The 13,146-nt window shown below is 60.0% G+C and carries 10 protein-coding genes; 4 read left to right on the top strand and 6 right to left on the bottom strand.

Going from position 1 to position 13,146, the window contains the following annotated elements; translation table 11 throughout:
- Positions 1 to 159 precede the first annotated feature (159 nt).
- From dnaK to pabB, 3 genes are all read left to right on the top strand, one after another.
- The gene (gene dnaK / locus GSQ93_RS22190; protein ID WP_158937793.1) at positions 160 to 2,121 is read left to right on the top strand and encodes a molecular chaperone DnaK; all 1,962 of its coding nucleotides are present in this window, start codon (positions 160 to 162) and stop codon (positions 2,119 to 2,121) included.
- Positions 2,122 to 2,452: 331 nt separating this feature from the next.
- Entirely contained in the window at positions 2,453 to 3,595 is a 1,143-nt protein-coding gene (gene dnaJ / locus GSQ93_RS22185) for a molecular chaperone DnaJ (protein ID WP_158937792.1), read from the top strand.
- A 25-nt stretch (positions 3,596 to 3,620) separates the two neighbouring features.
- Entirely contained in the window at positions 3,621 to 5,408 is a 1,788-nt protein-coding gene (pabB, locus tag GSQ93_RS22180) for an aminodeoxychorismate synthase component I (RefSeq protein WP_158937791.1), read from the top strand.
- A gap of 135 nt (positions 5,409 to 5,543) precedes the next feature.
- Here the strand turns inward: pabB and panB are convergent, their stop codons facing one another.
- The 6 genes from panB to hda all read right to left on the bottom strand — a co-directional run bounded on the left by panB (position 5,544) and on the right by hda (position 10,906).
- Positions 5,544 to 6,359 carry a 3-methyl-2-oxobutanoate hydroxymethyltransferase gene (gene panB / locus GSQ93_RS22175; protein ID WP_158937790.1) on the bottom strand — a complete coding sequence of 272 codons (816 nt, stop codon included), beginning with the start codon at positions 6,357 to 6,359 and terminating at the stop codon, positions 5,544 to 5,546.
- Positions 6,360 to 6,417: 58 nt separating this feature from the next.
- The gene (locus GSQ93_RS22170; protein WP_158937789.1) at positions 6,418 to 7,125 is read right to left on the bottom strand and encodes a deoxynucleoside kinase; all 708 of its coding nucleotides are present in this window, start codon (positions 7,123 to 7,125) and stop codon (positions 6,418 to 6,420) included.
- Between the two features lie 58 nt (positions 7,126 to 7,183).
- Positions 7,184 to 7,711, bottom strand: a complete 528-nt coding sequence (folK, locus tag GSQ93_RS22165; protein WP_158937788.1) for a 2-amino-4-hydroxy-6-hydroxymethyldihydropteridine diphosphokinase — start codon at positions 7,709 to 7,711, stop codon at positions 7,184 to 7,186.
- Positions 7,712 to 7,788: 77 nt separating this feature from the next.
- Positions 7,789 to 9,414, bottom strand: coding sequence for a polynucleotide adenylyltransferase PcnB (gene pcnB, locus GSQ93_RS22160; protein WP_174254664.1), 1,626 nt, complete (start codon positions 9,412 to 9,414; stop codon positions 7,789 to 7,791).
- Complete coding sequence (locus GSQ93_RS22155) at positions 9,407 to 10,093, bottom strand: HAD family phosphatase (protein ID WP_158937786.1); 687 nt, start codon at positions 10,091 to 10,093, stop codon at positions 9,407 to 9,409. Before GSQ93_RS22155 ends, pcnB begins: the two co-directional genes overlap by 8 nt.
- A 75-nt stretch (positions 10,094 to 10,168) precedes the next feature.
- Positions 10,169 to 10,906, bottom strand: coding sequence for a DnaA regulatory inactivator Hda (gene hda / locus GSQ93_RS22150; RefSeq protein ID WP_174254663.1), 738 nt, complete (start codon positions 10,904 to 10,906; stop codon positions 10,169 to 10,171).
- Between the two features lie 232 nt (positions 10,907 to 11,138).
- Between hda and purM the strand changes: the two genes are divergently transcribed.
- The gene (gene purM / locus GSQ93_RS22145) at positions 11,139 to 12,194 is read left to right on the top strand and encodes a phosphoribosylformylglycinamidine cyclo-ligase (RefSeq protein WP_158937784.1); all 1,056 of its coding nucleotides are present in this window, start codon (positions 11,139 to 11,141) and stop codon (positions 12,192 to 12,194) included.
- Positions 12,195 to 13,146: the final 952 nt, after the last annotated feature.

The following is a 13,146-nucleotide window of genomic DNA, read 5'->3' as shown; positions in this document are numbered from 1 at the left end:
AGCGGGAAAGCGTCAGTTTTTGGTCTTGAAAACGATGCGAACGCTCTTATTTGGCGTACAGGGTTAAATTTTGGGCATCCGGCTAGCGGATTCGAGTGTCAACCACGTCGAAAACGCAAAAACGGACCTGCTGCAATCAAAGTCAGGAGAGTGATAAAAATGGGCAGAATCATTGGTATCGATCTGGGCACGACGAACTCGTGCGTCGCGATCATGGAAGGCAACACGGTCAAGGTGATTGAGAACGCGGAAGGCACGCGCACCACGCCGTCGATCATCGCCTATGTGGACGACAACGAAATTCTCGTTGGTGCGCCGGCGAAGCGTCAGTCGGTCACGAACCCGAGAAACACGCTGTACGCAGTCAAACGGCTGATCGGCCGCCGTTTCGACGAAAAGGAAGTGCAAAAGGACATCGCCCTGATGCCCTACAAGATCGTGCGCGCCGATAACGGCGACGCCTGGGTTGAAGCTCGCGATCAAAAACTGGCACCGCCGCAAATCTCGGCTGAAGTGCTGCGCAAGATGAAGAAGACCGCTGAAGACTATCTCGGCGAAGAAGTGACGGAAGCCGTCATTACGGTTCCGGCCTACTTCAATGACAGCCAGCGTCAGGCGACGAAAGACGCAGGCCGTATCGCTGGTCTGGACGTGAAGCGCATCATCAACGAACCGACCGCAGCCGCGCTCGCGTTTGGTCTGGACAAGAACGAAAAGGGTGACCGCAAGATTGCGGTGTACGACTTGGGCGGCGGTACGTTCGACGTATCGATCATCGAGATCGCGGACGTTGACGGCGAGAAGCAGTTCGAAGTGCTCTCCACGAACGGCGACACGTTCCTCGGCGGTGAAGATTTTGACCAGCGCATCATTGAATACATCATTGGTGAGTTCAAGAAGGATCAAGGCGTCGATCTGTCGAAGGACGTGCTCGCGCTGCAACGCCTGAAAGAAGCCGCTGAAAAGGCGAAGATCGAGTTGTCGTCGGCCGCCCAGACCGAAATCAACCTGCCGTACATCACGGCGGACGCGTCGGGTCCGAAGCACTTGAACCTGAAAATTACGCGTGCGAAGCTTGAGTCGCTGGTCGAAGATTTGATCGAGCGCACCATGGAACCGTGCCGTATCGCTATTAAAGATGCAGGCGTGAAGGTCGGCGAAATCGACGACATCATCCTGGTCGGCGGTATGACGCGTATGCCGAAGGTGCAGGAAAAGGTTAAGGAATTCTTCGGCAAGGACCCGCGTCGCGACGTGAATCCGGACGAAGCCGTGGCGGTTGGCGCTGCGATTCAAGGCCAGGTTCTGTCGGGTGACCGGAAAGACGTGCTGTTGCTGGACGTGACGCCGTTGTCGCTGGGTATTGAAACCCTTGGCGGCGTGATGACCAAGATGATCAACAAGAACACGACCATCCCGACCAAGCACGCACAGGTGTATTCGACGGCTGATGACAACCAGAGCGCCGTGACGATCAAGGTGTTCCAGGGCGAGCGCGAAATGGCAGCGGGCAACAAGCTGCTGGGCGAGTTCAACCTTGAAGGCATTCCGCCGGCATCACGCGGCACGCCGCAGATCGAAGTGAGCTTTGACATCGACGCGAACGGGATTTTGCACGTTGGCGCGAAGGACAAGGCAACGGGCAAGGAAAACCGCATCGTCATCAAGGCGAACTCGGGTCTGTCGGACGCTGAGATCGACAAGATGGTAAAGGACGCCGAAGCGAACGCTGAAGAAGATCACCGTCTGCGTGAACTGGCCGACTCGCGCAATCAGGGCGATGCGCTGGTGCACAGCACGAAGAAGGCCGTGGCTGAATACGGCGACAAGATCGAAGCGGCTGAGAAAGAGCAGATCGAAGCGGCGTTGAAGGATCTTGAGGAAGCGCTGAAGGGCAGCACGGCTGACAAGGCTGCGATTGACGCGAAGATCGAAACGCTGGCAACGGCGTCGCAGAAACTTGGCGAAAAGATGTACGCCGATATGGCCGCAGCACAAGGTGCGGCGGGCGCGGCAGCGGGTGGTGCAGCGGGCGCAGCAGGCGGCCCCGGTGCGCAAGCGGCGCCGGAGCAGCACGACGATGTTGTCGATGCTGACTTCAAGGAAGTGAAGAAGGACTAAGTCGATTGAACCGCATCAGCGATTCGTCGATGAAGGATCCGGTCCCGCGTAGCTTTGGTGTTGCGCGGGACCGCGACGAAAAAAGTCTTGCGTGCGGTTGAGCGCACGGACGAAGAACGCGCCTGGCGAGCCGAATGGCTTCCCGGGCACGTTGTTTTTTAGAGGGCGCTGCGCTTTGTGCGGGTTAATTTGCGTACGGGTCACTTATTGATCGCGCGAATCACGCATGGCGGCCAGGCGTTGACGAACCACATGAGTCGCGAGACTCCAGGCATCCAAGAGGGAGCTGCCGGCCCTGATCTCTGATCAGGCGCGGGGGCGCTGAACCGATATGGCGAAACGGGATTACTACGAGGTTATGGGCGTCGCGAAGAATGCGAGCGACGACGAAATCAAGAAGGCTTATCGCAAGCTTGCGATGAAGCATCACCCCGACCGCAATCCGGATAACAAGGATTCGGAAGCGCGTTTCAAGGAGGTCAAAGAGGCCTACGAAATGCTCTCGGATCCGCAAAAGCGCGCAGCCTACGATCAATACGGGCACGCCGGCGTTGATCCGAACATGGCGGGTCCAGGTCAGCAAGGTTTCGGTGGATTCGCCGATGCCTTCGGCGATATTTTCGGCGACATCTTCGGCCAGGCGGCCGGCGGTGGCGCGGGAGCCAGCCGTGGGCGCGCGGGCCCGCAGGTTTATCGCGGCGCGGATTTGCGCTACAGCATGGAAATTTCGCTGGAGCAGGCGGCGCACGGCTACGACACGCAAATTCGCGTGCCGAGCTGGGTGAATTGCGAGATTTGCAAGGGCTCGGGTGCGAAGCCCGGCACCAAGCCTGAAACCTGTCCGACGTGTCAGGGACAAGGCACCGTGCGCATGTCGCAGGGTTTTTTCAGCATCCAGCAGACTTGCCCGAAGTGTCATGGCACCGGTACTCACATTCCTGAGCCTTGCGGTCATTGTCATGGCGCGGGCAAGGTGAAGGAAACGAAGACGCTGGAAGTGAAGATTCCGGCGGGTATTGACGACGGCATGCGGATTCGCTCGTCGGGTAACGGTGAGCCGGGCATCAACGGCGGTCCGAGCGGTGACTTGTACGTCGAGATTCACATCAAGCAGCATTCGGTGTTCGAGCGCGACGGCGACGACCTGCATTGCCAGATGCCAATTCCGTTCACCACGGCGGCGCTTGGCGGTGAAATCGAAGTGCCCACGCTTGCCGGCCGCGCGAGTTTTACCGTGCCGGAAGGTACGCAGTCGAGCAAGACGTTCCGGCTGCGTAGCAAGGGTATCAAAGGTTTGCGCTCAAGCATTGCCGGGGACCTTTATGTGCATGTGCAGGTCGAAACGCCGGTCAAGCTCACCGACCCGCAACGCGATCTGCTTAAGCAGTTCGAGCGTTCTTTGACGGAAGGTGGCGCGCGTCATAGTCCGCAAAGCAAGAGCTGGTTCGATCGGGTGAAGAGTTTCTTCGACTAAGATTCTCTCGACTAAGGCATTGATCATGCAGCAACGCAGCGAGGTTTTTGCGCTGCTCGACGATTGCGACTCGACCGCCGAAAGGCGGTCGAGTCGCCTTTACGCCAGCTTCGTGCACGAACGGTCATGTCATGACGCCGCGCAACTCGACGAAGTGTGCGCGAGTGTTGAAGCAGACCTGCGCGACGGATTGCACGCCGTCGTGCTCGCAGATTATGAATTCGGCCGCAACCTCCAGTTAGCGCAGCCCGGCGATGCCGCGCTGCGCTTTTTGTTGTTCCGCGAGTGCACGTTGTTATCGCGTGAAGAGGCGAATCAATGGCTTGTCGCGCGCGATAACGGCCTGGCCGACCGGCCATCGGTGGCGGGTGTCGCGAACGTTGAAGAGAGCGTCACAGGCGACGCGTTCGAGCAGGCCATCGCGGCGGTTCAGGACGCGTTGCGGGCCGGCGATTCCTATCAGATCAACTACACGTTCCGTCTCGCCTTCGATGTCTTTGGCTCGGCCGTTGGGTTGTATCGACGGCTGCGGGAGCGGCAGCCGGTGCAATACGGCGCGCTGATTGCGTTGCCCGATGGCCGCGATGTCCTCTCGTGCTCGCCCGAGTTGTTCATTCAGCGCCAGGGCGACGTGCTGCAGGCGCGGCCGATGAAGGGCACGGCGCCCCGCAGCGCGGACCCGGAATGGCTGCGCCTCGATCCGAAGAATCGCGCCGAAAACGTAATGATCGTGGACTTGCTGCGCAACGATATGTCGCGTGTCGCGGTCACGGGAAGCGTGCAGGTGCCGCGCTTGTTTTCGGTCGAGGCGTACAACTCGGTTTGGCAGATGACATCGACGGTGGAGGCGCGGTTGCTTCCGGGGGCCACCTTCGCCGACATATTACGGGCGCTTATGCCGTGTGGGTCGATCACGGGCGCGCCGAAGCATAAGACGATGCAACTGATCGATGCGCTCGAAAGCACGCCGCGCGGCATTTATACGGGCGCAATTGGCTGGCTGGATACCCACCAAAACTTCTGTTTGTCGGTGCCGATCCGGACGCTGGAAATACAGCACGGCCGAGGCAGGATGGGCGTGGGCGCGGGCATTGTGCTGGATAGCGTTGCCGCCGATGAATACGAGGAGTGCGAATTGAAGGCTCAATTCCTGACTGGATCGGATCCAGGTTTCCAGCTCTTCGAGACCACGTTCGCCACTAGGGAAGAAGGGATTCGCCATTGGGATCGCCATCTTTCGCGGCTTGAAACCAGCGCGCTGTGGTGCGGATTTCCGCTTGATCAAATAATGCTGCAGGAACGTATTGAAGAGACCTGCGCGAGCTTCGAAGCGGAGACGGGCTATCGGTTTCGGATTGCGTTGGGCAAAAGCGGTGAGATTGTCGTGACGAGTGCACCGCTCGTGCCGGTGGCGTCGTCAACGGTCGACGTTTTGCTGGCATCGGAATATGGCTTTGCACCACGATTGGCGGATGATCCGTTGCTCAGGCACAAGACGACGTCGCGTGAGGACTATGACCGTGCATGGCGGGTGGCCGAAGCGCAAGGCGCGTTCGATATGTTGTTTTTCAATGAGCGCGGAGCGTTGACGGAAGGCGGCCGGTCGAACGTGTTCGTGAGACTCAATGGCCGTTGGAGCACGCCACCGCTCGACGCAGGATTGTTGCCGGGCGTGATGCGCGGCGTGTTGATCGAAGAGCTGGATGCTGAGGAGCGCACACTGACGCGTGAAGACCTGGAGCATGCGGAATCGTTGATGATCTGCAACGCGCTTCGCGGCGCCATGCCAGCGCGATTGACGCGGTTGAGCTAAGTAGAAGGTAGCCGCCGGCGATCTCGTTTTCGCGGCAGCTTCCTTAGCGATTCGAAGAGGAAGTTCCCGCTGCCAGGCTCGCCAGCTTGAAGTCGCGAACAAAAACGCAGCCTCTGACAGAACAGCAAAACCCCCTTAAAACGTATGCTCCGGCCCGGGAAATGTCTTCTCCCTGACGGCGTGAACATACGCCTCAACCGCTGCAAGAATACTCGGCTGCCCTTGCATGAAGTCTTTGACGAAGCGCGGCCGTTTGCCGGGGAAGATCCCGAGCATGTCGTGCAGCACCAGCACTTGGCCCGAACACTCGATCCCGGCACCAATGCCAATCGTCGGGATAACCAACTGCTGCGTCACCTCGCTAGCCAGCAGCGTAGGCACCGCTTCGATCACCAGCAACTGCGCGCCTGCATTCTGAAACGCTAAAGCATCGCGACGCATCTGCTCGGCACCGGCGTCGGTTTTCCCTTGCACCTTGAACCCGCCAAACGCGTGCACCGATTGCGGCGTCAACCCGACATGTCCGCAAACGGGAATTGACCGGTCAACGAGAAACTTGACCGTATCGGCGACCCATTCACCGCCTTCAATCTTCACCATCTGCGCGCCCGCTCGCATCAACTGCACGGCGTTCGCATAGGTTTCCTCGCGCGAGCCCACTGTACCAAACGGCATATCGGCGACAACCAGCGCGTTCTTGTTGCCCCGTGCGACCGCGGCGGTGTGATACGCGATATCGGCCAGTGTCACGGGCAGCGTCGTGCCATGCCCTTGCAGCACGTTTCCAAGCGAATCGCCAATCAGCAATACATCGACGCCCGCGCGATCCAGCAACGCGGAAAAGCTCGCGTCGTAACACGTGAGCATCGTGATTTTTTCGCCGGCTTCGCGCATGGTCCTGAGCTTCGGGACGGTGATCGCGGTGCGGCTGCTTTCCTGCAAATACGCCATGAGAATGTCCACATCGACTAGATAAGAGACGGCACGCCTACGCGCAAGCCGGACGGACTTAAAGTGACGTGCCCTTGACAAAGAATTCCTTGCGCCCACGCATGGTTTCAATGCGGTCTACCAGCAGCGCCAGATCGGCGTCCGATTCCAGCGGGTTCAGATGCTCGGCGTTCACCGTCAACAGCGGTGTGGCGTCGTAGTGATAGAAGAAGTCATTGTAGGCGTCGCAGAGGGCGCGCAGATACGCGTCGGGAATTTGCAGTTCCATTGGCACTGCGCGCTTTTGAATGCGCGCGAACAATACCTCGGGACTCGCCTGCAAATACACGACCAGATCCGGCGCGGGTGCTGACGTGTCAACCCGCTTGGCGATCTCCCGGAACAACTCGAATTCGTCGTCGGGAAGCGTGAGGCGGGCGAACAAGGCGGTTTTATCGGTGAGGAAATCGGTGATGAGCGGCGCGCCGGCGTTTTGCCCCAGATGTCCCGGTGCGCCCAGCAACGCCGCAGCAATCTCCTGCGTTTGCTGCGTGCGCTGCAACGCGAACTGCAATTGCGTGGGCAGCGCGTAACGCGTGTTGTCGCGATAAAACCGCTCGAGAAACACGTTCTCCTGCGGGCGCTCGAACAGCGTGCGCATTGACCAGCGTTCGGCGAGCAAGCGCGCCAGCGTGGTCTTGCCGACGCCAATGGGCCCTTCAATCGCGATATACCGATGCGGCGGCCGCAACTGCGGCGCGGTGACGGTGAGGGGCGACATGCTCATGGGCTATTCACCTTTCAGGCTTCGCGTTGCGCAATCTCAGGCTTCGCGTCGCAAATTTTTAGGCTTCGCGCCGCGAAGTGCAGCGGGAAGCGAATAGCGGGCACTGATGTGTCGCCACTTTTTCAATCCGTTGATCCTGAACCGAGGCGAGAAATGCGTCGGCACGGCCGCGTTGTGCAATGACGACATCGCGGTCGAGTTCGACCAGCGGCACGAGCGTAAACGCGCGTTCGGTGAGACGGGGATGGGGCACGACGAGATCGGCTTCCTCGATGCAGGAATCGCCGTACAGCAGGATGTCGATATCGAGTGTACGCGGCGCGTTTCTGTACGGCCGCTCGCGTCCGAAATGGCTTTCTATGCCGTGGCACAGCCGCAGCAACTGGCGCGCGGCCAGCGTGGTATCGATCTTGACGACGCAATTGATGTAGTCGTCGCCACCGGCGTCCACAGGCGCAGTGCGATAGAGGCTCGACTTCGCGAGCACGGTGATCGTGTTTTGCTGGGCAAGACACACCACTGTGTCTTTCAGGGTCTGGCGCGCGTCACCGAGGTTTGCGCCCAGGCCCAGATAAGCTACCGTCATGGCATGAATCCTACAACTGTCGTTTGGCGTTACACGACTCACGCGCGTTGATTAAATCAAGGCGCGCAGGGCCCGTGTCAATCGTCGCGCTGGCCACCGCTTTCGTCGCCATACCGCACGTCACGCACGTCACGCACATCACGTCCGTCACGCTCTTCGCGATTGTCGCGAGCTGACCCTGCTTCCACGGTGCTCGCGCCGCCCTCCATTCCGTCACCCGGCCTGCGGCTTTTGGCGTTGCTGCTACGCCGCCGTCGTTTCTTGACGGGTGCCCGGTCCTTCCCGCCTTGCGAAAGCAGTGACTCTCGCGCGGCAGCGTCCCCTTCAATGAAATCCGTCCACCACTGACCAACTGATGCATCCAGTTCGCCGGATTCGCATCGCAGCAGGAGGAAATCATAACCCGCCCTAAACCTTTGGTGTTCCAGCAGCTTCATCGCGCTTCTGCCCGAGCGTTTTTCGAGCCGATGTTGCAGGCCCCATATCTCGCGCATATCCGATGAAAACCGCTTGTGGATAGCGAGTTTTTCGGTCTGCATGTCGAGCACGTCGTCCATCGCGCGGTGCAGTGCGGGCACGGGGAATTCACCGGCCGCCGTGTACTGTTCCCAGCGCGTCTGCATGTCGTTCCAGAGCAGCGTGGCGAACAGGAAACCTGGCGATACACCCTTGCCGGCACGCACGCGTTCGTCGGTATTGGTCAACGCGAGCGTGATGAATTTCTCGCCGTGCGGTGATTCGAAAATCACGTCGAGCAGCGGCAATACGCCGTGATGCAAACCTTCCGCGCGCAGCCGCGTCAGGCATGCGAGCGCGTGGCCTGAGAGCAGCAGCTTGAGCATTTCGTCGAAGAGACGGGCGGCCGGAACGTTGCTGATCAGGTCGGCCAGTTCCGCGATCGGCGCGCGCGTGGCGGGCTCGATCTCGAAGCCGAGCTTTGCTGCAAAACGCACGACACGCAGCATGCGCACCGGGTCTTCGCGATACCGCGTGGCCGGGTCGCCGATCATGCGCAGCAAACGCGCGCGGATGTCGGCCATGCCGTCGTGATAATCCAGCACGGTTTGCGTGGCCGGATCGTAATACATGGCGTTGATCGTGAAGTCGCGGCGCGTGGCGTCTTCGTGCTGCTCGCCCCACACGTTGTCGCGCAGCACGCGGCCGCTGGCATCCACGGCGTGCGTGCGCGTGTCCATCTCACCGCGTCGCAGACGGGGCGGAGGCGGTGAGGGCGGTGCATCGGCGGGGGTATCGACGAGCGCGCGAAATGTAGACGTCTCGATGATGTCCTGCCCGAACTGCACGTGCACGATCTGGAACCGACGGCCAATGATGCGCGCGCGGCGGAACAGTTTCTGCACCTGGTCGGGCGTGGCGTCCGTTGCAACGTCGAAATCCTTCGGCGCGACGTTCAGCAGCAGGTCGCGCACGGCGCCGCCCACGATAAACGCACGATGCCCGCCTTGCTGCAGGCCATCGGTCACGCGAACCGCGTTCTTCGAGATCAGCGCCGGGTCGATGCCGTGCACCTCCGCCGACAGGATCACGGGCACGTTGGGATCGCGCTTCGCCACGGCGGGGGCAGCCTTCTTGCGCGTGCTCTTGCGGGCGGGTTTTACATCGTCGGAGAGCGGGGCGGTTGCCGGGGTCTCTTCTTTGGCGCTTTCCTGGCCGAACAGCTTGCGGATGAGTTTTTTAATCACGTGGGGAGAAGATTTCCAGGATGCGCCAGCCGCGGACCTGCGCATGCGCGCGCAGGGTGTCGTCGGGATTGGTCGCGATCGGGTCGGTGACTTTCTCGAGTAGAGGAATGTCGTTGTGCGAGTCGCTGTAGAAGTAGCTGTGTTCGAAGTCGTTCAGGCTTTTCCCCATGGACGCGAGCCACGTTTCGGTGCGCACGATCTTGCCTTCGCGAAAGCTCGGCGTGCCCGTTGGGCGGCCGGTCAGCTCGCCGTTGGGGATATTGTCGACCGTTTCGACCTCGCATGCGATCAATGCTTCAATCCCGAACGCCCGGCCGATCGGCGCCGTAATGAACGCGTTCGTGGCGGTGACGAGGCAGCAGAGATCGCCGGCTTCCTGGTGGCGGCGCACGAGTTCCAGCGCCGCTGGAGCAATGGCCGGCGTAATGATTTCGCGCATGAATTGCGCGTGCCAGTCGTCCAGCTGCGCGCGCGGGTGCTGGGCGAGCGGTGAAAGCTGGGCGTTCAGGTAGGCGTGGATATCGAGCGTGCCAGCTTTGTAATCTTCGTAGAACGCGTCGTTTTGCTTCGCGAACTGATTGGCGTCGACAATGCCGAGCTTCGCCATGAAGCGACCCCATTCGTGGTCGCTGTCAGTCGGGATGAGCGTGTGATCGAGATCAAAAAGGGCTAGGTTCATGGGAGCGCATTTTACTTGAAGCGGGTGGAAGCGTTCGCTGGCTGCTCGCGGCGGGTGGTGTGACCAAGAAAAACGCTAAAAAAGCTCGGTCTGCGGACGGGTCGCATCGTTGTCTGCGTTGCCTTCTTTTGCAGCGAGCATCGTACGTAATAACGGCAGCGTTACGGCGCGCTTTTGTTCCAGCGAAAAGCGGTCGAGTTCATCGAGCAGGGTCATCAGGCTGGGCATGTCGCGTCGAAAATGCGTGAGCAGGTAGGCGGGGACGTCGTCGGCCAGTGCAATGCCGCGCTCGCGCGCCGCGTGTTTCAGCGCGCTCGCCTTGCTTTCGTCGGAGAGGGGCGTGAGCTGGAAAACCAGTCCCCAGCCGAGGCGCGTGCGCAAATCTTCTCTCACCGATAACCCCAGCGGTGCCACATTGCCCGTTGCCACCAGCGCGCTCGCCGGATGCGCTCGCACCTCGTTGAACAGGTTGAAGAGCGCGATTTGCTGCGCGCCTGAGAGCCGCTCGCAGTCGTCGATGGCGTAGATGCTCGCCGTGGTGTCGAAGGTGAACGCGGCCAGCGGTGCTTGCGGGCTCAGGAAGCGCGCCCGGCCGTTCGCTTCGTGCACCAGCGCTTGCAGCAGATGGCTGCGGCCGCTGCCCGCTTCACCCCAGACATAGAAGGTCCGGTCGGCCATGGGGCCGGCTGCGAGCGCACCGTCGAGTTCGCGCAGGCGGGTCACCAGTTCGTGGTTGCCGGCGGCGAAAAAATTATCGAAGGTGGCGAGCGGCGGCGTGCCGAGATCGAGCGTCAGTTGGCGTTGCACGGGCAATCGGTTCCGTCAGGGCGTATCTTGAAAAGCGGCGCGCTCAGTATGCCGATGCCCGGTTTATGCCGTGGCGAAAGGCGTTGAGCGCAGGGTCGAGTTTCCAGCCGGATAGGCGCGAGTCTCGAAAAGGCTTTGGTACGGTCTTTTGGAGTCAGGGCCGCGAACTGCGAGAAATCCGGCCGGGCGGCTGGCATCGGTTAAAATCTCATTTTACCGACCTTCTCGCCGATCCCCCATGAATCAACCGAAATCCGCCCCAGACGCCCAAGGTTTGTCCTATCGCGACGCGGGCGTGGACATCGATGCCGGCGACGCGCTTGTCGACCGGATCAAGCCCTTTGCCAAGAAAACCATGCGCGACGGCGTGTTGGGGGGAATTGGCGGATTCGGCGCGCTGTTTGAAGTGCCTAAACGATACAAAGAGCCGGTGCTGGTTTCCGGCACGGACGGCGTGGGTACGAAGCTGCGGCTGGCGTTTCAACTGAACAAGCATGACACAGTGGGCCAGGATCTGGTCGCCATGAGCGTCAATGACATCCTGGTGCAGGGTGCCGAGCCCTTGTTTTTCCTCGATTATTTCGCTTGCGGCAAGCTGGACGTGGATACAGCCGCGACCGTGGTGCAGGGGATCGCGCAGGGTTGCGAGCTGGCCGGATGCGCGTTGATTGGCGGTGAGACGGCTGAAATGCCGGGCATGTATCCGGACGGTGAGTACGATCTGGCCGGATTTGCGGTGGGCGCGGTTGAGAAGAGCAAGATTATTGACGGCTCGACCATTCAGCCTGGTGACGTCGTTTTGGGGTTGGCTTCTTCCGGCATTCATTCAAATGGGTACTCGTTGGTGCGCAAGATCATTGAGCGTGCGCAGCCTGACCTGAATGCCGATTTCGATGGCCGTTCGCTCGCCGATGCCTTGATGGCGCCGACGCATATTTACGTGAAGCCGTTGTTGTCGCTGATGTCGCAGATGGCCGTCAAGGGTATGGCGCATATCACCGGCGGCGGGCTGGTTGAGAATATTCCGCGAGTTCTGCGCGATGGGCTGACGGTTGAGCTGGATCGCCGGGCGTGGCCGTTGCCGCCGTTGTTCTCGTGGCTGCAGAAGCATGGCGGTGTGGCTGACGCGGAAATGCATCGGGTGTTTAACTGCGGGATCGGGATGGTCGTGGTGGTGGCCGCTGGCGACGCTGAAGCCGCTACGGGGCTTTTGTCGGCTGCCGGGGAGCAGGTTTGGTCGATCGGCGTGGTACGGGATTCGCTTCCGGGGGAAGCTCAGACTGTAGTGGTTTAGGGTTTCGCTCGCGCCGGTGGACCGGAGGGGGAGGTGTTGGGTTTTTAGGTTTCTGGGGGGGTAGCGGTCGGGGTCAGTGCTGGGTGGTTGCTTTCAGTGTGAGTGGTGTGCTTGACTCGGCTTTTCTCTTTATCACTGTTAGCCACTGTGCGTGGCGGCACGTCATTTCTTTGTCCAAAGCGACAAAGAAACGAAGCAAAGAAAACGCTTTAACCGCACTACCCTAAGTGTCCACAGCGTGCGGTTTTGATTCATAGGTGCCCCAAAAGCACGGTGCTCGCCAGAGCGCAGGATGTGTAAAACCCTCCTTCTCCGAACACGAGTTCTGACACGCTTCGCCACCAGTGATTGAATCTGCCCAAGGTTCACCCCGCGCTATCCGCGTCAGCCACCCACTAAATAGGTTCGCATACCGAACCATGCGGCAACCCACCAAGAAAATGCGACATAAAAATGCGTGAGGCCGCAGCCGGCAAAAATAGTATGCGGGCTAAAAAACGCTCAACATAAACGACGCAGTCAGTCTGCATCCGGCCGAAATGTAGTCCATGAAATTGCTGGGCAGAGCTCGCAACCAACTGCCAAAACTCAGGAGGTAGCTGTTTCCACGGGTATTGCTGCGCAAACTGGGCGGCTAATTCATAAACGAAGTGGCGCTGCACAAACGCGTGGGGCCGTACGGGTTCATTGGCAAGGGTGCTTGCCCGAGAGCACGGGTGGCGAAGCGTGTCTATGTCGGGATTCGCGAGAAGGAGGGGTTCACACATCCGTCGTTCTGGCGAGCACCGTGCTTTTGGGGCACCTATGAATGAAAACTGCACGCTGTGGACACTTAGGGTAGTGCGGTGAAAGCGTTTTCTTTGCTTCGTTTCTTTGTCGCTTTGGACAAAGAAATGACGGGCGGATTCAACCGGTCGATGCAACACCTCTGTTCCAATACGGAAATCGGAGG

It is taken from the genome of Burkholderia sp. S171 (assembly GCF_009766085.1).
Lineage (GTDB): Bacteria > Pseudomonadota > Gammaproteobacteria > Burkholderiales > Burkholderiaceae > Caballeronia.
This window is presented reverse-complemented; position numbering and strand designations above follow the sequence as displayed.